Source organism: Pseudonocardia sp. (assembly GCF_050246655.1).
In the GTDB taxonomy this organism is placed as follows: Bacteria; Actinomycetota; Actinomycetes; order Mycobacteriales; family Pseudonocardiaceae; genus Pseudonocardia.
Window position 1 is genome coordinate 1 of sequence record NZ_JBFWVQ010000105.1, and the last position, 20,515, is coordinate 20,515.

21 protein-coding genes and 1 pseudogene are annotated in these 20,515 nt (G+C 72.1%); 17 read left to right on the forward strand and 5 right to left on the reverse strand.

Features of this window, described 5'->3' with window-relative positions; translation table 11 throughout:
• Positions 1-430: pseudogene (locus AB7J25_RS24615) on the reverse strand (hypothetical protein); the annotation flags it as partial.
• On the opposite strand from AB7J25_RS24615, the gene AB7J25_RS24620 reads away from it, so the two are divergent.
• Genes AB7J25_RS24620 through AB7J25_RS24635 form a run of 4 tightly spaced genes read left to right on the forward strand, consistent with a single transcriptional unit; the run spans position 420 to position 3,232 of the window.
• The gene (locus AB7J25_RS24620; RefSeq protein WP_428512608.1) at positions 420-710 is read left to right on the forward strand and encodes a Rieske 2Fe-2S domain-containing protein; all 291 of its coding nucleotides are present in this window, start codon (positions 420-422) and stop codon (positions 708-710) included. The pseudogene AB7J25_RS24615 and the gene AB7J25_RS24620 overlap by 11 nt on opposite strands.
• Positions 710-1,966, forward strand: coding sequence for an NAD(P)/FAD-dependent oxidoreductase (locus AB7J25_RS24625; protein ID WP_428512610.1), 1,257 nt, complete (start codon positions 710-712; stop codon positions 1,964-1,966). The genes AB7J25_RS24620 and AB7J25_RS24625 overlap by 1 nt, the downstream gene beginning before the upstream one ends.
• Positions 1,963-2,733 carry an iron-sulfur cluster assembly protein gene (locus AB7J25_RS24630; protein WP_428512612.1) on the forward strand — a complete coding sequence of 257 codons (771 nt, stop codon included), beginning with the start codon at positions 1,963-1,965 and terminating at the stop codon, positions 2,731-2,733. The genes AB7J25_RS24625 and AB7J25_RS24630 overlap by 4 nt, the downstream gene beginning before the upstream one ends.
• 49 nt (positions 2,734-2,782) lie before the next feature.
• Positions 2,783-3,232: a nuclear transport factor 2 family protein gene (locus AB7J25_RS24635; protein ID WP_428512614.1), complete on the forward strand. Its 450-nt coding sequence runs from the start codon at positions 2,783-2,785 to the stop codon at positions 3,230-3,232.
• Positions 3,233-3,262: 30 nt separating this feature from the next.
• On the opposite strand, the gene AB7J25_RS24640 is transcribed toward AB7J25_RS24635, so the two are convergent.
• Positions 3,263-4,243: an AraC family transcriptional regulator gene (locus tag AB7J25_RS24640; RefSeq protein WP_428512616.1), complete on the reverse strand. Its 981-nt coding sequence runs from the start codon at positions 4,241-4,243 to the stop codon at positions 3,263-3,265.
• A 73-nt stretch (positions 4,244-4,316) separates the two neighbouring features.
• Positions 4,317-4,955 (reverse strand): helix-turn-helix domain-containing protein, encoded by a 639-nt coding sequence (locus tag AB7J25_RS24645; protein WP_428512618.1) that lies wholly within the window; start codon positions 4,953-4,955, stop codon positions 4,317-4,319.
• A gap of 184 nt (positions 4,956-5,139) precedes the next feature.
• On the opposite strand from AB7J25_RS24645, the gene glnT reads away from it, so the two are divergent.
• Genes glnT through AB7J25_RS24690 form a run of 9 tightly spaced genes read left to right on the forward strand, consistent with a single transcriptional unit; the run spans position 5,140 to position 15,584 of the window.
• On the forward strand, positions 5,140-6,507 hold the full coding sequence (glnT, locus tag AB7J25_RS24650) for a type III glutamate--ammonia ligase (RefSeq protein ID WP_428512620.1): 1,368 nt from the start codon (positions 5,140-5,142) through the stop codon (positions 6,505-6,507).
• 24 nt (positions 6,508-6,531) lie between these two features.
• Complete coding sequence (locus tag AB7J25_RS24655) at positions 6,532-7,443, forward strand: glutamine amidotransferase (RefSeq protein WP_428512622.1); 912 nt, start codon at positions 6,532-6,534, stop codon at positions 7,441-7,443.
• A complete protein-coding gene (locus AB7J25_RS24660) occupies positions 7,440-8,138 on the forward strand; it encodes a glutamate synthase (RefSeq protein WP_428512624.1) in 699 nt (232 codons plus the stop codon). Before AB7J25_RS24655 ends, AB7J25_RS24660 begins: the two co-directional genes overlap by 4 nt.
• A complete protein-coding gene (locus tag AB7J25_RS24665) occupies positions 8,138-9,451 on the forward strand; it encodes an FMN-binding glutamate synthase family protein (RefSeq protein WP_428512626.1) in 1,314 nt (437 codons plus the stop codon). Before AB7J25_RS24660 ends, AB7J25_RS24665 begins: the two co-directional genes overlap by 1 nt.
• Positions 9,448-10,638, forward strand: coding sequence for an NAD(P)/FAD-dependent oxidoreductase (locus AB7J25_RS24670; protein WP_428512628.1), 1,191 nt, complete (start codon positions 9,448-9,450; stop codon positions 10,636-10,638). Before AB7J25_RS24665 ends, AB7J25_RS24670 begins: the two co-directional genes overlap by 4 nt.
• Positions 10,635-11,900, forward strand: a complete 1,266-nt coding sequence (locus tag AB7J25_RS24675) for an FAD-dependent oxidoreductase (protein ID WP_428512630.1) — start codon at positions 10,635-10,637, stop codon at positions 11,898-11,900. Before AB7J25_RS24670 ends, AB7J25_RS24675 begins: the two co-directional genes overlap by 4 nt.
• Before the next feature lie 54 nt (positions 11,901-11,954).
• Positions 11,955-12,191: a sarcosine oxidase subunit delta gene (locus tag AB7J25_RS24680; RefSeq protein WP_428512632.1), complete on the forward strand. Its 237-nt coding sequence runs from the start codon at positions 11,955-11,957 to the stop codon at positions 12,189-12,191.
• Positions 12,188-14,986 carry a 2Fe-2S iron-sulfur cluster-binding protein gene (locus AB7J25_RS24685; RefSeq protein ID WP_428512634.1) on the forward strand — a complete coding sequence of 933 codons (2,799 nt, stop codon included), beginning with the start codon at positions 12,188-12,190 and terminating at the stop codon, positions 14,984-14,986. The genes AB7J25_RS24680 and AB7J25_RS24685 overlap by 4 nt, the downstream gene beginning before the upstream one ends.
• Positions 14,979-15,584: a hypothetical protein gene (locus AB7J25_RS24690; protein ID WP_428512636.1), complete on the forward strand. Its 606-nt coding sequence runs from the start codon at positions 14,979-14,981 to the stop codon at positions 15,582-15,584. The genes AB7J25_RS24685 and AB7J25_RS24690 overlap by 8 nt, the downstream gene beginning before the upstream one ends.
• Positions 15,585-15,650: 66 nt before the next feature.
• On the opposite strand, the gene AB7J25_RS24695 is transcribed toward AB7J25_RS24690, so the two are convergent.
• Positions 15,651-16,577: a TIGR03619 family F420-dependent LLM class oxidoreductase gene (locus tag AB7J25_RS24695; RefSeq protein ID WP_428512638.1), complete on the reverse strand. Its 927-nt coding sequence runs from the start codon at positions 16,575-16,577 to the stop codon at positions 15,651-15,653.
• A 7-nt stretch (positions 16,578-16,584) separates the two neighbouring features.
• Positions 16,585-17,418, reverse strand: a complete 834-nt coding sequence (locus tag AB7J25_RS24700) for an MBL fold metallo-hydrolase (RefSeq protein ID WP_428512640.1) — start codon at positions 17,416-17,418, stop codon at positions 16,585-16,587.
• A 134-nt stretch (positions 17,419-17,552) separates the two neighbouring features.
• Between AB7J25_RS24700 and AB7J25_RS24705 the strand changes: the two genes are divergently transcribed.
• The 4 genes from AB7J25_RS24705 to AB7J25_RS24720 form a co-directional block, all read left to right on the forward strand.
• Complete coding sequence (locus AB7J25_RS24705; RefSeq protein WP_428512642.1) at positions 17,553-18,614, forward strand: helix-turn-helix transcriptional regulator; 1,062 nt, start codon at positions 17,553-17,555, stop codon at positions 18,612-18,614.
• Between the two features lie 105 nt (positions 18,615-18,719).
• Positions 18,720-19,547: an alpha/beta fold hydrolase gene (locus AB7J25_RS24710; RefSeq protein WP_428512644.1), complete on the forward strand. Its 828-nt coding sequence runs from the start codon at positions 18,720-18,722 to the stop codon at positions 19,545-19,547.
• 13 nt (positions 19,548-19,560) lie between these two features.
• A complete protein-coding gene (locus AB7J25_RS24715) occupies positions 19,561-20,136 on the forward strand; it encodes a TetR/AcrR family transcriptional regulator (RefSeq protein WP_428512646.1) in 576 nt (191 codons plus the stop codon).
• 111 nt (positions 20,137-20,247) lie between these two features.
• Positions 20,248-20,515 (forward strand): VOC family protein (locus tag AB7J25_RS24720; RefSeq protein ID WP_428512648.1); only part of this gene is annotated, 268 nt, incomplete at its 3' end.

Here is a 20,515-nt window from a genome sequence, read left to right on the forward strand (position 1 = left end):
GAACGATATTCGGATGGTTGAGCTCGGCCGTAAGTGCGGCTTGCCGGAGGAAGCGCGCGCGAAGATTGTCCTGCTGTGGCTTGTCGCCCAGGCGGTTCAGAACGCGTGCCGCAACCCTCTCGTTCGTTGCTCTGTTACGCGCCAGGTACACGGTGGATACCGTTCCGGTGCCGAGCACGTCGACGAGTTCGTAGCGCCCATCGGCAAGAAGCCTCAGGTCGCGGTGGGCGCCGCGCGCCGACGCCGCGGTCGAGGCGCTCGCGCCGCTGCTCGGCAAGCCGGCGGCCGACGTCGTCCTGGAGGCGCGCCAGGCCCGCGAGGCGTTCCACCACTCGTTCCTCGACGGCGCGACGGCACCGGCGGGGTGAGCGGAGATGAGTGAGGCCGCGACGGCCCAGGAATCGGCCCGGTGGCACACGGTGTTCCACATCGACGACCTCTGGGAAGGCGAGATGGAGGCCGTCGACGTCGAGGGCAAGTCGATCCTCCTGGTCAACGTCGACGGTGAGGTGTGGGCGTACAAGAACCGCTGCCCGCACCAGGAGTGGCCGCTGAACGACGGCGACCTCGACGAGAGGAAGCTGACCTGCGCCAACCACCTGTGGGAGTTCGACGTGTCGACGGGCAAGGGCATCAACCCGACCAACTGCGCGCTGATCGGGTACCAGGTCGAGGTGGACGACGACGGCGCGATCTCGGTGTGCGTCTGATGTCCAGGTTCGTGCTGGTCGGGGGCGGGGTCGCGACCGCGGCCACCGCCGCCGGCCTGCGGGAGGCGGGGTTCGACGGCGAGATCGTGCTCGTCGCCGCCGAGCCACACCTCCCGTACGAGCGGCCGCCGCTGTCGAAGGAGTACCTCGCCGGGACGTTCGCGCTCGCGGACTTCCAGGTCGACGAGGCGAGCTGGTACGCCGACAACGCCGTCGAGGCGGTGCTCGGCACCAGGGTGCGGCAGCTCGACCTCGCGCAGCGCCGGGTGGCCCTCTCCGACGGTCGCTCGCTCGCGTACGACTCGCTGGTGCTCGGCACGGGCGTGCGGGCGCGGACGCTGCCGGGGTTCGCCGGCGAACGGGTGCACACGCTGCGCACGCTCGCCGACTCGCAGCGGCTCGGTGCTCGGCTCGCTCCCGGGACGCACCTGGCGATCCTCGGTGCCGGGTTCATCGGGTGCGAGGTGGCCGCGATCGCCGTGGCCAAGGGCGTGCGGGTGACGATCATCGAGCCGGAGCCGCTGCCGCTCGCCAGGGCGCTCGGACCGGACGTCGCCCGCGCGATGCTCGGCATCCACGGCGACCACGGCGTGGAGATCCGCACGGGCGAGCTGGTCACGGCGATGACCGAGACCGCGTCCGGGCTCGAGCTGCACACCCGGGACGGCGCGGTGATCGTGTGCGACGAGCTGCTGGTCGGCGTCGGCTCGGTGCCCAACGCCGAGCTCGCCGTCGAGGCGGGCCTCGTCGTGGACAGCGCCACCGGTGGGGGCATCCTGACCGACGAGTTCGGTCGCACCAGCGCGCCGGACGTCCACGCGATCGGCGACGTCGCCGTCCGGTGGCACCCGGAGCACGGTCGCCGGATCCGGGTCGAGCACCACGACACCGCGCGCCGGCACGGCCAGAACCTGGCGCGCAATCTGCTGGGCGAGGCCGTGCCGTTCACCGACCCGCACTGGTTCTGGTCCTGGCAGCACGAGCACAACCTGCAGTCGCTGGGACAGTTCCGGGGGGAGGGCGAGACGGTCGTCCGCGGCGCGGTCGAGGAGCGGTCGTTCTCGGTCTTCTCGCTCGTGGACGGACGGATCACGGCGATGGTCGCGCTGGACCGCCCGCGCGACGTGATTCAGGTCCGCAAGGTGATGACCGTGCCGCACGAGGTGACTGCGGCACAGCTCACCGACGAGGATTTCCCGATCAAGAGCCTGCTGCCGCGCAAGGCGAGAGCGGGCCGGCCGGAGGTGCGGGCATGACGGAGCTGGCCGAGACGACCGAGCGGAGCGTGCCGGAGCGAGCATCAGGCACCGACATCATCGTTCGCGAGCACCAGATCCGCCTGAGCGAGGCCGAGGCGACGGCGGCGCTGGCCCGGGTCATGGGCAAGCCCGCCACGCAGGCGCGGGCGCGGCTGCGCCTCGGCCCCGTGGGTGCGTGCGAGCAGCTCGCGCGCGTGCTGGACAAGGCGCTGGTGCGGGCGGAGCAGTCCGGCCTGGACGCCGACGTGCTCGTGCTGAGCGCGGGCGGCGCGGTGGCCGCCGAGGACATCGTGCGAGTGCGGCGCAAGGCCCATGGCGTCGCCGACTGGATCAGCAGCCCGACCAGCGACGTGACGATCGTCCTGCGGCCACGGGGCCTGGCGGCGGTGGCGGCGGTGCCGGCACCGATCGAGGAGCCCGCCGTCGCGCCGGCGCCGCCGGACCGGCCCGAGACCGAGGCGGAGCTCGTCGTGCGCGAGGCCCTGTACGACGTTGTCGACCCGGACCTCGGCGTGAACATCGTCGATCTCGGGTTCGTGCGGCGCGTGCGGATCGACCCCGACGACGTCGCGACCATCGTGATGACGCTGACGTCGGCGGCCTGCCCGCTCACCTCGGTCATGGAGATCCAGATCAAGTCGGTGATGGACGAGCTGGACACCGGGTTCGTCGTCGAGTGGGAATGGCTGCCGACCTGGCGCCCCCACGACATCAGCGAGGACGGCCGCGAGCAGCTGCGCGCGATCGGGTTCAACGCGTTCTGATCCCCGTCCGTACCCGTACCCCTTTCTCCGCTCTCCGACAGGAGCCGTGATGAGTGCTGCCCCGGACCAGGTCTCGATCGAGACGCTCGAAGCGATCATGAAGGCGTTCAACGCACACGACCTGGACGCGATCATGGAGTTCTTCGCCGACGACTGCACGTTCGACACGTCCGCCGGACCCGAGCCGTACGGTGCGCGCCTCGCCGGCAAGGCCGCCGTACGGGAGGGGCTCGCGGCGCGGTTCACCGCCATCCCCGACGTCCGGTACGACGCCGACCGGCACTGGATCAGCGGCCACCTCGCCGTCTCCGAGTGGCTCGTGCACGGCACCACCACCGACGGCACGCAGATCCGCGCCCGCGGCGTCGACCACTGGGAGTTCCGCGACGAGAAGATCGTCCGCAAGGACTCCTACTGGAAGATCGTCACCCCGCCGCGCGCCAGGCCTGGTCGGCGACCCGCCGCGACAGCGCTCGAAGGCTCCGGGCGCCCGTCCTGAAGGGGTCGGGTACCCGTCACCCCGGCCCGGTCATACGCGGTCGCGGGCCGCGGCTTCGAGCGTCATCGCCCGCCCCGCCAGGGCGTCGCTGCAGGCGCGGGGGGTCATGCCGTAGCGGTCGCGGAACTCGTTGATGAAGTGCGACGTGCTGCGGTAACCCACGGCCTTCGAGATCTGCGTGACGCTGACCTCGTTCTCGATCAGCAACTCCCGGGCCTTGTTCAGGCGCATCTCCTTCACGAACTGGTAGGGCGATCGGCCGGTCACGTCCCGGAACAGGTGCGAGAACGCCGACGGGCTCATGATCGCGCGCTCGGCCAGATCGGCGACGCTCAGCGGCTCGCCGATGTGCTCCTGCACGTACGCGATGATGCCGCTGACCGGGTTGCTCGCGCTCTCGCTGGCCGCCCGCTGCGTCAGCCGCGTGTACTGCTCGGCCTGCAGCGCCCGGTAGACGATCTCCTTGAGGAAGACGGGCGCGAGCACGCGCCGGTCGGCGCCGGTGGAGAGGGCGCGCAGGAAGCGCAGGATCGCGTCCATCATGTCGCGGTCGAGCGCCGAGACGAACGTCGGCGTGGCCGCCGTCGGGGGTGGTGCCTTCGGCCGCGTCGTGGTGAACGCGGTGGTCTGGCGCTCCAGGATGATGTCGGAGGACACCTCGCGCACCAGCGCGTGGTCGAGCTGGAGGCCGAACGACAGGAACGGCTTCGCCGGGCTGGCTTCGACGATCTCCGTGCGGAACGGCAGGTTGTCGCTGATCGCGAGGTACGTGAGCGGGTCGTAGTAGCACTTCGCCCCGTCGGCGGTGACGACCTTGCGGCCCTGGGCGATCACGCACAGGTGCAGCTCGCGGACCTCCTCCCACTGCGGCGCGGCGGGCGCGTCGAAGCGGTAGATGGCCAGCCCGGGCCACAGGCCCTCGTTCATGCCGATCTTGGGTGCGCGGGCCCTGAGCTCGGCGACCAGGTCACTCGGGGTGATCCGGAACTCGAGCGGGTTCAGGATGCTCATCGCGGCCTCCCGGACGACCGTGTCCTTGCGAGAAACTGCATTTCCCAAGAGGATACCTTGCAGGTCAAGGGTCCTACTCGTGCAGCTCCCCGTACGCGACGACCGACAGGAACCGGATCGGCAGCTCGACGAGCTCGCGCGGGCCGTGTGGTCCCTCCCCGTCGAGCTGCAGGGCGTCGCCGGGTCGCATCGTGTAGCTCGAGTCGCCGTGGCCGTAGACCATCTCGCCCTCGATCATGTACAGCAGCTCGGTGCCGGGGTGCTGGAAGAGCGGGAACTCCTCGCTGCGCTCGGTGAGCGTGACGAGGTGCGCCTCCATCCGCTTGTGCGGGCCGCGCAGCGCGCCCAGAAGCGTGTAGTCGTGGCCGATCCGGGTGCCCCTGGCCACGATGCGGGCGCCCTGGCCGGCTTCGGTGAAGACGGCTTCGCGCGGGATGTCGGCGTCCCGGAACAGGGAGGTGACGGGCACGTCGAGGTACTCGGCGAGGGTCGCCAGCGTGGTCAGGCTGCACGACGTGTGCGCGTTCTCGATCTTGGACAGCATGGGCTTGGAGATGCCCGTGCGGAGCGCGAGATCGGCCAGCGACATCCCGGCCGCCTGGCGCAGCCGTCGGACCTGCGCGCCGATCGCGCGCTCGAGCCGGCCGGCGGACGGGGCGACCTCGGCCACCTCGCGCGCGGCGGGGCCGTGTTCGGCGGGCGATTCGCTCACGGGCTGCACGCTCCCAGGCTAGGACAGGGCGCTGCGGTGCCGTCGCTGCGCGGAAACCGGTGCGCAACAGGCATTCACAGCGACGTGACCGATGTGTATCTTCGGATGATATACCGTTTCCCGGTGAGACACAGCGGTCCGGCCGGACGACGCTCGTGCGTCCCCACGCAAGGAGCCAGCAGGTATGACCCTCGACATGTCACCCTCGACCGTTGCGCCGGCAGTGGCGCCCTCCGACCTGAAGGCCCGCGCTCAGGCGGACGGGGTCCGGTTCCTGCTCGCGCTGTTCGTCGATCTCACCGGCAAGCCCTGCGCGAAGCTGGTGCCGGTCGTCGCGGCCGACGAGCTGCAGCACGAGGGAGTCGGGTTCGCCGGGTTCGCGGTCGGTGCCATCGGCCAGCAGCCGTGCGATCCCGACCTGATCGCGATCCCCGACGTCGACAGCTACACCCCGCTGCCGTGGGTGCGCCCCGACCTCGCCCTCGTGCACTGCGACCCGCACGTCGACGGCCGCGCGTGGCCGTTCGCTCCGCGCGTCGTCCTCAAGGCGATGATCGCGCAGGCGGCGGGGGAGGGGCTCGAGCTGTTCGCCGGCGCCGAGGTGGAGTACTTCCTCGTCGCGCGCGACGAGGACGGCACGCTGCGGCCCGCCGACACCAAGGACGTCGCGGCCCGTCCGTGCTACGACGCGCGCGGCCTGACCCGCATGTACGAGCACCTGACCGGCGTCTCCGAGGCGATGAACGCTCTCGGCTGGGGCAACTACGCCAACGACCACGAGGACGCCAACGGCCAGTTCGAGCAGAACTTCACCTACGCCGACGCCCTCACCACGGCCGACCGCGTGATCACCGCCCGGTACCTGATCTCGGTGCTCGCCGAGCAGCGCGGGATGACCGCGACCTTCATGCCCAAGCCGTTCGACGACCGCACCGGCTCGGGCATGCACCTGCACCTCTCGCTGTGGAGCGACGGCGAGTCCCGCTTCCCCGCCGACAGCGCTGCGTCGGATGCCCGCGGCTTCGGGCTCTCGCCGCTGGCCTACCGCTTCCTCGGCGGCGTCCTCGCCCACGCCGCGGGCATGCAGGCGGTGCTCGCCCCGACCGTCAACTCCTACAAGCGCACCGGTGCGACGTCGACCCGCTCCGGCGCGACCTGGTCGCCGCGCCGGCCGACCTACGGCGGCAACGACCGCACCCACTTCGTGCGGATCCCCGACCACCATCGCATCGAGTTGCGCGGAGCTGACGGCTCGACGAACCCGTACCTCGCGCTGGCGGCCACGCTCGCGGCCGGTCTCGACGGGATCGCCCGCGACACCGACCCGGGAGCTCCCGGCACCGGTGCGGACGCGGTTCTGCGCCCGGAACTGCCGCCCACGCTGCTGCACGCGATCGACGCATTCACCGCGGACCCGGTCGTCGTCGGCGCGCTGGACGCCGCCGGTCCGGGCGTCGCGGAGTACTTCGCCTCCCTCAAGCGCGAGGAGTTCCTCGACTGGCACAACACGGTCGGCTCCTGGGAGCACGACCGCTACCTGACCGCCTTCTGATCCTCTGCCGAGAGGAGACCGTCCGTGTGCGGAATCGTCGGGCTCCACCTGCGCGATCCCGAGCTGTACCCGCAGCTCGGGGTCCTGCTGGAGACCATGCTGTGCCAGATGGGGGACCGCGGTCCCGACTCGGCGGGCGTCGCGGTCTACGGCGACCACCGCCGGGTGCCACCCGGCCACGCGGCGGTCTCCCTGCTGCCGGGCGCGACCGCCGACCTCGCGGACGCGGTTCGCGCCGCCCTCTCGGGCGCGCCGGAGCTGGTGGTCACCGAAGCGGGCGACACGACCGTGGTCGCCGCCCCCGTCACCGACGACGAGCTGGTCGCCGCGGTCGGGCGGACGGCCCCCGGTGCCACCGTGATCGGATTCGGCACCGATCTCGCCGTCTACAAGGGCACCGGCCACCCGCGGGAGCTGGCCGACACGTACGACCTGGCGAACGCCCAGGGCTGGCAGGGCCTCGGCCACACCCGCATGGCCACCGAGTCCGCCGTCACCCCCGAGGGCTGCCACCCCTTCTCCGTCGGTCCGGACCAGTGCCTGGTGCACAACGGGTCGTTCGCCAACCACGCCACGATCCGCCGCGAGCTGCAGGCGGCCGGGCACGTGTTCGACTCGGAGAACGACACCGAGGTCGGGGCCCGGTTCGTCGCCGACCGGCTGATGCAGGGCGAGGACCTGGAGAAGGCGCTGCGGCTGGTCTGCGAGCGGTTCGACGGCTTCTACACCCTGCTCGTCACCAGTGCGGACGGGTTCGCCGTCGTGCGGGACGCGATCGCCTGCAAGCCGGCGATCATCGCCGAGACCGGCCGGTGGGTGGCGATGGCCTCGGAGTTCCGGGCGCTGGCCGACCTACCCGGCATCGAGCACGCCCGCCTCTACGAGCCCGAGCCCGAGCGCGTCTACGCGTGGACCCGCGAAGGAGTCGCGCCGTGACCGCCACCGTCGAGCCGACGGCGCAGACGTGCGCCGTGATCGATCTCGCCACCACGAGCGTCCGCGCGCTCAATGCCGAGCTGCACGCCCCGACCGCGCACCACTACGAGGTGCTGCACCCGCAGGGCGCCCATGCCGTCGCGGCGGGCGTCCAGGCCGACATCGCCGTCGACGTGCACGGCCATGTCGGCTACTACGCCGCCGGCATGAACGACGGCGGCCGGATCACCGTGCACGGCAACGCCGGCACCGGGGTCGCGGAGAACATGATGTCCGGCGTCGTCCGGGTCACCGGGGACGCGTCCCAGTCGGCGGGTGCCACCGCCCACGGCGGCCTGCTGGTCGTCGAGGGCTCGGCGTCGATGCGCTGCGGGATCTCCATGAAGGGCGTGGACATCGTCGTCGGCGCCGACATCGGTCCGATGTCGGCGTTCATGGCCCAGGCCGGCCGGCTCGTCGTCTGCGGCGACGCCGGTGCGAGCCTCGGCGACTCGATCTACGAGGCGCGGATCTACGTCCGCGGCAGCGTCGGCTCGCTCGGCGCCGACTGCGTCGAGAAGGAGGTGCGGCCCGAGCACCGGACCGAGCTGGCGGAGCTGCTGGACGCCGCGGGCATCGATGCGGACCCAGCCGACTTCCGCCGCTACGGGTCCGCGCGCCGCCTGTACCACTTCACCTCGGGGAACGACTACTGATGATCGACCCTGCGCTGCGTGAGTCGGCCACCTTCGACCGCGCCACCATCGCCGGCATCCAGCGCGCTGCCGCCACGGGGGTGTACGACATCCGCGGGTGGGGCGCCAAGCGTGCCCTCCCGCACTTCGACGACCTGCTCTTCCTGGGCGCCTCGGTGTCCCGCTACCCGCTGGAGGGCTACCGCGAGCGCTGCGACACCGACGTCGTGCTCGGCGACCGCAACGCGCGCCACCCCCTGCACCTGGACATCCCGATCACCATCGCCGGCATGTCCTTCGGCGCGCTCTCCGCGCAGGCCAAGGAGGCGCTGGGGCGCGGCGCGTCCGAGGTCGGCACGTCCACCACCACGGGGGACGGGGGGATGACCCCCGAAGAGCGCGGCCAGTCCAAGAACCTCGTCTACCAGTACCTGCCGTCGCGGTACGGGATGAACCCCACCGACCTGCGCAGGGCCGACGCCGTCGAGATCGTGCTGGGCCAGGGCGCCAAGCCCGGCGGGGGCGGGATGCTGCTCGGGCAGAAGATCTCCGACCGTGTCGCCGACATGCGCACACTGCCCGCCGGCATCGACCAGCGCTCCGCCTGCCGGCACCCCGACTGGACGGGCCCGGACGACCTCGCCATCAAGATCCTCGAGCTGCGCGAGATCACCGACTGGGAGAAGCCGATCTACGTCAAGATCGGCGCGTCGCGCACCTACTACGACGTCAAGCTGGCCGTCGCCGCCGGCGCCGACGTGGTGGTCGTCGACGGCATGCAGGGCGGCACCGCAGCCACCCAGGACGTGTTCATCGAGCACGTCGGCATCCCCACGCTCGCCGCCGTGCCGCTGGCCGTCCAGGCGCTGCAGGAGCTCGGTGTGCACCGCAAGGTCCAGCTCATCGTGTCCGGCGGGATCCGCACCGGCGCCGACGTCGCCAAGGCCATGGCACTCGGCGCGGACGCCGTCGCGATCGGCACCGCAGCCCTGATCGCGCTCGGCGACAACGATCCCCGCTACGACGAGGAGTACCGCGCGCTCGGCTCCGCCGCCGGGTTCTACGACGACTTCCAGGACGGCCGCGATCCCGCGGGCATCACCACGCAGGACCCGGAGCTTGCCGCGCGGCTCGATCCCGTCGAGGGCGGCCGGCGCCTCGCCAACTACCTGCGCGTCCTCACCCTCGAAGCACAGACCATCGCCCGCGCCTGCGGCAAGGCGCACCTGCAGCACCTCGAGCCCGAGGACATGGTGGCGCTGACGATCGAGGCCGCCGCGATGGCCCGCGTGCCGCTGGCCGGCACCTCGTGGATCCCGGGGCGGGAGCGATGACCGACCGCACCACCGATGTCCTCATCGTCGGCGGGGGGCTGCAGGGCTGCGCTGCGGCCTGGGCCCTCACCGAGCGCGGGATCACCGACGTCACGATCGTCGAGCGCGACACCGTCGGCTCCGGCGGCACCGGCAAGTCCTCCGGTGTCGTGCGCTGCCACTACGGCGTCCCGTCGCTCGCGGCGATGGCCACCCGGGCGCTGGAGGTCTTCGAGAACGCCGAAGACCTTCTCGGCGACGACATCGGCTTCCACCAGACCGGCTACGTCGTCGGAGTCGGTCCGGAGAACGTCGAGGCCCTGCAGGCGTCCATGGCCGGGCAGCGCGCCGTCGGCGTCCGCACCGAGGACATCGACCGGACGGAGGTGCAGAAGCTCTGGCCGGTGGCCGACCTGGAGCCCTTCGGCGCCTTCGCGTGGGAGGAGCGTGGCGGGTACGGCGACGCCTACCGGACCGCCCAGGCGTTCGCCGCCACCGCACGCCGCGCGGGCGCGCGGCTGCGGCAGGGCACCGTGGTGACCGAGGTCGCCGTCGACCGCGGCCGGGCCACCGGGGTCCGGCTCGCCGACGGCAGCACGATCTGCGCGGGCACGGTCGTGCTCGCCGCCGGGCCGTGGACGAGCGCGCTGCTGGCCCGGCACGGCATCGACCTTCCCATCACCGTGCACCGCGAGCAGATCGTGCTCATCGATCCCGGCGTCGACCTCGGGCCGGTCCCGGTGTTCTCCGATCTCGTGTCGCTGCAGTACGTCCGGCCCGAGAGCGGCGGGGAGATCCTGTTCGGCAACTCCGACCTCGCCGAGCTGGAGCCCGCCGATCCGGGCGACTACTCGAACCGGGCGAACGACGCGTTCATCGACCTCACCGTCGACAAGGTCTCGACGCGGTTCCCCGGCCTGGACAACGCGTCGATCGCGTCCACCTACGCCGGCTGCTACGACGTCACCCCGGACTTCAACCCGGTCATCTCCGCGACGCCGATCGCGTCGCTCGTCGTCGCGGCCGGGTTCAGCGGGCACGGATTCAAGCTCTCGCCGTCCGTCGGCGGGCTGGTCGCCGACCTGGTCGTCGACGGCCGCAGCCGCGTCCCGGACGTCCCGGCGGCCGACTTCCGGCTGTCCCGCTTCGCGGAGGGCGCGCTGCTGCGCAGCCCGTACCCCTACGTCGGGGCCGGGGAGATGCGGTGACCCGGCGCCGGCCCCGGACGTACTCGGCGTGGGCACTCGCCCGGCACGGGCTGTTCGGAGGGGAGTGGCCACGCGCGTTCGGCCATCACGGGCCCCGCGACGGCTACGACGTCGTGATCATCGGTGGCGGGGTGCACGGGCTGGCCGCCGCCCACTACCTGGCGAGCAACCACGGCGTCACGAACGTCGCGGTGCTGGAGAAGTCCTACATCGGCTCCGGCGGCTCCGGCCGCAACACGGCGATCCTGCGGTCGAACTACCTCACGCCCGACGGTGTGCGGTTCTACGACCGCTCGGTGAAGCTGTACGAGCACCTGGCCGCCGACCTGAACTTCAACGTCATGTTCTCCCAGCGCGGGCACCTGACGCTGGCGCACAACGACTCGTCGCTGCGCACGATGCACTGGCGGGCCGAGGTCAACAAGCTGCAGGGCGTCGACTCCTCGGTGATCGGCCCGGCCGAGATCAAGAAACTGGTGCCCTACCTGGACACCTCGGCCGGCACCCGCTACCCGATCCTCGGGGCGCTCCACCACCCGCCGGGCGGGATCGTCCGGCACGACGCCGTCGTGTGGGGCTACGCCCGAGCGGCCGACGCGCAGGGCGTGCACATCCACCAGGGCACGGAGGTCGTCGGGATCGACGTGCAGGCCGACCGCGTCACCGGGGTGCGCACGGCCGACGGCCGGCGGATCAGCACGCCGGTGGTGGTCAACTGCACGGCGGGCTGGTCGACACTGATCTCGGACATGGCGGGCGTCGCCATGCCGGTGCACACCTTCCCGCTGCAGGCCGCCGTCACCGAGCCGGTGCGGCCGTTCCTGGACACCGTGGTCGTCTCCGGCACCCTGCACACCTACGTCAGCCAGACCGACCGTGGCGAGCTGGTGTTCGGGGCGAGTGTCGACCCGTTCGCGTCGTACTCGACGCGCGGCTCGCTGGAGTTCGTCGAGGGGCTCGCGCGGCACGTCCTGGAGCTGATGCCGGCGCTGTCGAAGATGCGGCTGCTGCGGCAGTGGGCGGGCCTGTGCGACATGACCCCCGACTACTCGCCGATCATGGGGCTCACACCCGTCGAGGGCTTCTTCGTCGACGTCGGGTGGGGGACCTACGGCTTCAAGGCCGGACCCGTCTCGGGCGAGGCCATGGCCGCCTGCATCGTCGACGGCAAGCCGCCCGAGATCATCGCCGCGTTCGCGCTGGACCGCTTCGAGGCCGGGCGGCTCGTCGGCGAGAAGGGCGCGGCCGCTGTCGGTCACTAGGAGACCAGGCCGCCCCGTCCGCCACGTCAGCACTCCAGACCCGGAGACGCACCCATGATGCTCCTCCCGTGCCCGCACTGCGGGACGCGCAACGTCAGCGAGTTCCGCTACGTCGGCGAGGCGAAGACGCGCCCCGACCCGGCGACCGCCACCCCGGCGGAGTGGCGGCGCCACCTCTACTTCAGCGCCAACCCGCTCGGCTGGGTCCGCGAGACCTGGTACCACGCCGCGGGCTGCCAGCGCTTCCTCGCCGTCCGGCGGCACACCGGGACGAACGAGGTGACCGCATGACGGGCGACCACCGCCTCCCGCGGCGGCCCGGCGAGGTGATCGACCGCTCCTCGACGCTGGCGTTCACGTGGAACGGCGCGCGCCACCTCGGCCATCCCGGCGACACCATCGTCTCGGCGCTGGCCGCGTCGGGCGTGCGGGTGTTCTCCCGCAGCTACAAGTACCACCGCCCGCGAGGCCTGCTCACCGCGGACGTGTTCGATCCGGGCTGCCAGTTCCAGGTCGGCGACGAGCCCAACGTCCGCGGCGCGCACCGGCGCCTCGAGCCCGGCATGGACGTGCGGTCGCAGAACACGTGGCCGTCGCTGCGCTTCGACGTCAAGGCCGTCAACCGGCTGGCCGGCCGGTTCCTCGCGACCGGCTTCTACTACAAGACGTTCATCAAGCCCGAGCGACTGTGGCCGGTGTACGAGAAGGTGCTGCGCCGGTTCGTGCATGCCGGCGAGGTACCGCCCGACTCCGAGCGGCCCTACTTCGACAAGCGCTACGCGCACCCCGACGTGCTGGTCGCCGGCGGCGGGCCCGCCGGGATGGCCGCGGCCCTCGCCGCGGCGCGCGCCGGCGCCTCGGTGATGCTCGTCGAGCAGGAGTACCAGCTCGGCGGGCACCTGCGCTGGGGCGGGCCCGACGACCTCGCGCTGCTCGCCGAGCTCCGCGCCGCCGTGCACGCCGAGTCCGGCATCGAGGTGCTGACCGACGCGGTCGTCGCCGCCCGCTACGACGGCAACTGGATCGCTGTCGCCCAGCGCGGGCTCCCCGGGATCGGCGAGCGGCTGGACAAGGCCCGCGCCGGGGTGCTGGTCGTCGCGGCCGGGTTGATCGAGCGCCCGTACGTGTTCGCGGGCAACGACCTGCCCGGGGTGATGCTCTCCACCGCCGTGCGGCGGCTGATCGGGCTGCACGCGGTGCGGCCCGGGCACCGGGCCGCGGTGCTCATCGCCAATCCCGAGGGCGACGCGGCCGCGGCCGACCTGCGTGCGGCCGGCGTCGACGTCGTCGAGCTCGACGCCCGCTGCGTCGATCGGGGCGGCCCCCGCCTCGTGCGGGCGGTCGGACGCGGCGGGGTGCAGGCCGTCGAGCTCGCGGGCGGGCGGCGCCACGACGTCGACCTGCTCGTCACCGCGGTCGGCTGGACGGCGCCGACGTCGCTGCTGGACATGGCAGGCGCCGTCCCCGTGTACCGGCCCGACGCGGCGCGGTTCGTGCCGGGCGAGCTGCCGGACACCGTGCTGGCCGCCGGCGGGATCGCCGGAGACGGCACGCCCGCGCAGCTCGTGGCGCACGCCGAGGCCGTCGGCGCCGAGGCGGCCCGGCGCGCGGGCGGGGCGGCCGCGCGGGAGGTACCACCGCTGCCGGAGGCCGAGCACCCGGAGCTGTTCTTCGCCCGTCCGATCGGCGGCTTCGTCGATCTCTCCGAGGACGTCACGGCGAAGGACATCACCACCGCCGTCGAGGAGGGCTACGACTCGGCCGAGCTGGTCAAGCGGTACACGACCGCGACGATGGGCCCGGCGCAGGGCAAGCTGGAGGCGATCAACACGGCGGCGCTGGTCGCCGAGGCGACCGGCCGCACCCTCGCCGAGACCGGCGTGACCACGTGGCGGCCGATGTACACCCCGGTGTCGCTGGGCGCGCTCGCTGGACGGAGGTTCGAGCCCGTCCGGCACTCGCCGATGCACCGCTGGCACACCGAGCACGGGGCGGTGCCGCTGGTCGCCGGCCTGTGGATCCGACCGGACCACTACGGCGATCCGCAGGCGGAGGCGCGCACCGTCCGCAGCCGTGTCGGGATCATCGACGTCACCCCGCTCGGCAAGCTCGACCTGCAGGGTCCCGATGTGCCGAAGCTGCTGGACCTGCTCTACGTCAACCGCGTGTCGACGCTGGACGTCGGCCGGGTCCGCTACGGCGTGATGTGCGCCGAGGACGGGGTCGTGCTCGACGACGGGGTCACCGGACGGCTCGGCGAGCAGCACTGGCTGATGTCCACGACGTCGTCGGGTGCCGCGACGGTCTGGGAGTGGGCGGAGAGCTGGCTGCAGACCGAGCACCCCCACTGGCAGGTGCACATCACGCCGGTGACCAGCGCCTACGCGAGCATCAACGTGGCAGGCCCGCGCTCGCGGGAACTGCTGGCCCGGCTGACCGACGTCGACCTGGCGAGCGCGGCCTTCGGCTACATGAACGTGCGCACCGGGACGGTCGCCGGCGTCGCCGACTGCGTGCTCTGGCGCATCGGCTTCACCGGGGAGCTGTCCTACGAGCTGCACGTGCCCGCCCACTTCGGGCTGCACGTGTGGGAGGAGCTGCTGCGCGCCGGCGGCGATCTCGGGGTGGCCCCCTTCGGCGTGGAGGCCCAGCGCATCCTGCGGCTGGAGAAGGGCCACTTCATCGTCGGCCAGGACACCGACGGCCTCACCCAGGCCCACACGGCGGGGCTCGGCCGGATGATCAAGCTCGACAAGCCGGACTTCGCCGGCAAGGCGGAGCTGCAGTGGCAGTCCGAACGGGCCGCGTACCCGAGGCTGGTGGGGATCCGCCCGCTCGATCCCGCCGTCGTGCCCGAGGAGGCGAGCCAGATCGTCAGCGACGGCGGGCACATCGTCGGGCGGATCACGTCCAGCCGGATGTCGCCCGCGCTCGGCCGCGCCGTCTGTCTCGGCCAGGTCGACGCGCACCTCGCCGATGCCGGCACCCGGCTCACCGTCCGCCTCCGCGACGGGCGGGACATCGCCGCCGAGGTGACGGCCGACCATGCCCAGTTCGACCCGGAGGGGGAGCGTCAGCGTGCCTGAGATCGCGCCGCCGATCGCCCGCAGTCCGATCAGCCTGCCGCGCAACGTCGCGCCGGTGGCCGGACCCACCCTCACCGACCTCTCGCTGCTGGCGAAGGTCGCGGTCCGCGCGCCGGCCACCGGAGCCGTGCGGGACGCGCTCGGCGTCGGGTTCGGCCGGGCCGCCCGGCCGGCCGCCGGCCCGCTGGCGGGGGCACTCGTCGTCGGTTCCGGGCCCGGCCAGTGGCTGGTCATCGGCGCCCAGGGCGCCACGCGGTGCCTGCGTGCCGCCGTCGACGGGATCCTCGCCGCCACCGACGAGTTCGCCACCCGCGTCGACGTGGGCCACGGCTGGGCGATGCTGCGGGTCACCGGGGCAACGGCCCCGGCCCTGCTCGCGAAGGTGTGCGCGATCGATCTCGCCGACCGGGTCACCCCCGACGGTGCCGCGTTCCGCTCGTCGGTGGCCCGCGTGGTCACCGACGTCGTGCGCGACGACGTCGACGGTGCCCGGTCCTACCTCGTCGGTTGCGCGCGGTCGTCCGGCCAGTACCTCGCCGACTCCCTGCTCGACGCCGGCCGCGAGTTCGGCCTGGTCACGTCGGCCCACCGCACTTGACCACCCTGGGCGTCAAGGCGCCGTTGACGCCGAGACGGATCGTGCAGGCGTCGTGGCGGGTACGTGTCAGGTGACGACGGCGGTGATCGCGCCGGCGGCGAGCTCCAGGGCGGTGTCGACCAGCTCGTCGGGGCGTGTCATCTGGCCTTGCAGGTCGATGATCAGTTCGTGGGCGCCGAGGTCTCGGGTGTGCGCGACGTCGTCGGCGATCTGTCGCCACGACCCGGTGAACGGCGCTCGTGTCGGTCCGAGCGCGGCGTCGGTGAACGCGGGTGCGGCGCGGACGATCAGCTCGAGCGCGTCGGGGTCGCGGCCGGCAGCAGCGGCGCCGTCACGGATGGTGGTCCAGCCGGCGGCGATGGCGTCGAACGGCAGGCTGGTCGGCAGCCAGCCGTCGGCGCTGCGAGCGATGCGGTCGAGCCCGGCCGCGGTGTAGGCGGCGAGCAGGATCGGCGGGCGGGGATGCTGTGCCGGGCGCACGGTCAGCGAGGCGGGCTCGATGCGTTCCTGGCCGGTGACGCGCTGGGTTCGGCCGCTCCACAGCGAGTGGAGCAGCTCGAGGATCTCGTCGAGTCGTCGGCCTCGCTGCCGCATCGGTGCGCCGACGGCCTCGTACTCGTCGAGTGACCATCCGACGCCGAGCCCGACCGTCAGTCGTCCGGCGCTGGCGACATCGACGCTGGCCAGGGCGCGGGCCAGCACGACCGGCGGGTACCACGGGGCGATGAGGACGCTGGTGCCGAGCCGGATCCGATCGGTGACGGTGGCCGCCACGCTGAGCGCCACGATCGGGTCGATCGCGGTGTGTTGCTCGGGTGGCAGCGTCCCGTCGGCGCTGGCCGGGTAGGCGGTGCGCGGGTTGACCGGAACCAGGAGCCGGTCGATGGCCCACAGCGAGGACAGGCCGCTGGCCTCGGCGGCGTTCGCCACCCGGCGCAACGTGTCGATGTCGGCGAAGCGGCCGAGCTGTGGCAGTCCGATGCCGATGCGCATGTCCGGCTCAGGCTGCGGGGAGCTGGGAGACGATCGCGTCGTGCACCGTCTGGTCGGGTGCCTGCGGCACCTCGACGTTCGGCAGGTCGACGAGCAGATCGAACGCCGGGTCGACCGAGGCGCCGGTGATCAGCGGACTGTGCGCCGAGGCGATGGTGGTGGCGCCCAACGCCCGCACCTGTTCGACGTGGTGGCGGTAGCGGCCGTTGTCGACCATGGCCAGCCATGGGGACAGCGCATGGTGCGCGAACATCGCCATGCCGCCTCGCCAGGCCTCCGGGTCGAGCTCGTCGACCGTCGCCTCGACCGCAGGGGAACACGGTGTGGCGAAGGCGTCCACCGCCCAGTAGGCCTCGGTCGAGGTGTCGAACACGCCGCGTGTCGTTGGTGAGTCCCACAGCGGTGGGCGCACGAAGCGCAGGCGGCGATCGTCGAGGTCGAGGTGCGATCCGTCATCGACCCAGCGGCAGCGCTGCAGTGGGAACTCGAAGGCGTTGGAGAACCGCTCGACCAGCGCCCACGAGGCGAGCAGCGTCGCGTTCGGGCAGTGCTCCATGACCTGGGCGAGATTGCCGGTGTGGTCGACGTCGTCGTGGGAGATGAAGACGTAGCGCACATCGGCCGGATCGACCAGCCCGAACACGTCGTCCAGCCACTGCGCACGGTTGGCGACGGTGCCGGTGTCGACGATGACCGGCTCGGCGCCGCGGATCACCATCGAGTTCAGGTACACGCGCAGCGGCGCCCCGAGTGCCTCTTGCACCTGATGGATCAGCCACGTCTCCGCGGCGATCCGCTCGGGAGGGCGGATGATCGTGGGAACGGCAGGTTCGTAGGCCATGTGTGGCGAACGTACGGATGCGTCGACGGGCCGTGAATCCCGCGGCCTCGGGTTCCAAGCGGGTCGATGACGGGGGCTGACCCCCATGAACGAGGGGGATGACCAGGCCCTCGACCCGTCGTACGCTGCATCGAATGGGCATCGACCAGGTCATCGCCGCCCGGGACCGCGTGCTCGCCGCCGACGCCGCCGAGCGGCCGCTGACCGAACTGCTCAGTGACGTGCTCGAGGCGTTGCACGGCGTCGCCACGTTCTCGGTCGCAGCGCTGCTCCTGACCGACACCGACTCGATGCTGCCCTTCGGTGGTGTCGTCGAGGGACTCAACCCCTCCCAGTGCACGCCGTTCTGGGACAACGAGCTGCTCGACCCCGACTTCGCCAAGTTCACTTCTCTGGCGCGCAGCGCCGAACCCGTCGCCACGCTGTCGCAACTGACCGACGGCGACCTCGCTCGTAGCCCGCGCTACCGCAAGCTGTACGAACCCGGCGGCGGCGACGAGATCCGGGTGGCCTTCACGACCGGCGCATCGTGCTGGGCCGTGGCCGCCCTGGTCCGCAGCGCCGAACTCGGACCGTTCCCCGCCGAAGAGTCGCAATCGGTCCTCGAGCTCGTCCCCGTCGCCGCCCGAGCGATTCGCTCCGCCGTGATGCGCCGCGACCGCGCCACCGCCGCCCCGGCGCCGACCATGCTCGTCATCGACAGCGACGCATCACTCGTCTCGGCAACGCCCGGCGCGGCCGACGTGCTGGCCGAGCTCGCCACCCACGGCGTCGACATCGACGTGCCGACGGTCGTCATGGCCGCAGCGCGACGAGCCAAGAACCTGAAGAACGCCACCGGAATCTCGATGCGCGCCCGCGGCAGCTCCGGCCGCTGGTTCCGCCTCCACGCCGCCCCGCTCGGCGACAACCAGGTCGCCGTCGTCGTCGAGCCCGCCGGTCCGGCCGACCTCGTCTCCATCGTCCTCGAGTCCTACGGCCTCACCCAACGCGAGTCCGAAGTGGTGCCACTCCTCGCCAGGGGGCTGTCGACCAAAGAGATCGCCGCCGAGATGTGCATCTCGCGCCACACCGTCAACGACCACATCAAGACGATCTTCTCCAAGTGCGGCGTGACCAGCCGCGGCGAACTCGTCGCCAGACTGTTCGCCGAGCACATCTCCGAACTTCACCACGCAGCAACCGCGCACCGCTGAACGCTGGCCTTCCCCCGGTCCGCGGACTCCGACGGTGAGGCTGCTCGCCCGCCGTACACACAGATTAGCCGTAGACTAATCGAATTAGCCTACGGAAGGTTGACGATGACCGAGTTCCTGGATGTCGACGGCGGCACGCTGGCCTACGAGACGACCGGTACGTCCGGCCCGCTGATGGTGCTGGTCCCCGGCATCGGCAACAGCCGCGACGCCTACCGGTTCCTCGCGCCTGCGCTGGCCGAGGCCGGGTACCGGGTCGCCACGGTCGATCTGCGCGGCTGCGGTGAGTCGAGCGCGACATGGCCGTCGTACACGCGGACCGACATCGCCGGTGACATGATCGCGGTGGTGAAGCATCTCGGCGGCCCGGCGGTGATCGTCGGCCACTCCATCTCGGGGGGCGCCGCCACGATCGCCGCGGCGACGGCCCCGTCCCTCGTCACCGCGCTGGTCGAGCTGGCGCCGTTCACGCGGAAGGTGGAGTTCTCCCTGCGTGATCTGCGGGTGGCGCGTTACCGGCGCGCGGCGCTGGCGATGGCGGGTGTCGCCCTGGGAAGTCGCAGGCAGTGGCGGAGGTACCTGGAGATCGCCATGCCCGAGCCGCGGCCGGCGGACTGGAGCGCGAGCCTCGATCGCATCGACGCCATGTTGCGCGAGCCCGGCCGGATGAAGGCGCTGCAGAAGCAGTTGAACAGTGCCGCTGATGCGGGCGCGCAGCTGGGCAACGTCCGCTGCCCGGTGCTGGTCGTGCAGGGCGGCCTCGACCCGGACTGGACCTCGCCGGTGGCCGAGGGAGAGGCGATCGTGTCGGCGTTGCCCGCCGGCCTGGGCCGACTCGACGTCATCCCCGGAGCGGGGCACTACCCTCACGTGCAGTGTCCGGCGGAGGTGGCCGCGATGATCCTGGCGTTCCTGGAGTCCGTGCGTGCCTAGAGCCGGCCTCGACGTGACGGCTGTGGTCGCGGCCGGGTCGGCGCTCGCCGACGAGGTCGGATTCGCCGGTGTGACCATGGGTCTGGTGGCCGAACGGGCCGGGGTGCGGACGCCGTCGCTGTACAAGCACATCGATTCGCTCGGCGCTCTGCGCCGCCGGATCGCCATGCAGGCCGTGCGCGACGTCTCTGCCGTGCTGACCCGGGCTGCCGTCGGCCGGTCCGGGCCCGACGCGGTCCGTGCCATCGCCGCTGCCTACCGACGGTGGGCCCTGGATCACCCCGGCCGGTACGCCGCCACCATCCACGCGCCGCCGGGCGACGACGCGGAGTTCCAGCAGGTGGCCGACGACGCCGTGGCCGTCCTGTTCGACGCCATCGCGGGGTTCGGGCTGCGTGGTGATCGGGCGATCGACGCCGTCCGCGCGATCCGAGCGATCATCCATGGCTTCGCCGGGCTCGAGGTCGGCGGCGCGTTCCAGATGACCCGCGATGTCGCCGGCAGCTACGACTTCCTCGTCGACACCCTCATCGCCGGCCTGCAACGCGTGGCGCCCGACGCCGATACCCCTGACGCAGCGGGATCATGACCACCGAGGTGGCCGCGGCCGGCACGGGAAATCGACCGGCCGACCGATGAGTTGCGCGGGCCGGGGCGGTCGATACGGGCGTCCCACCGGAACCGTCGACCGGAGCCCACCATGACCACGCCCGTACACCCCGGCCGGATGCTGTTCGTGAACATGCCGGTAGCCGACATCGAGCGCAGCAAGGCGTTCTTCTCCAAGCTCGGGTTCAGCTACGACCCGGCGTTCACCGGCGAGAACGCGGCCTGCATGCCCGTCGGCGAGCAGGCCTTCGTGATGCTGCTCGGCCGGGAGACGTTCGCGCAGTACGCGAAGCTGCCGGTCGGCGATCCCACGACGCACACGCTGGCCCTCTACTGCTTCAGCGTGTCGACCCGGGACG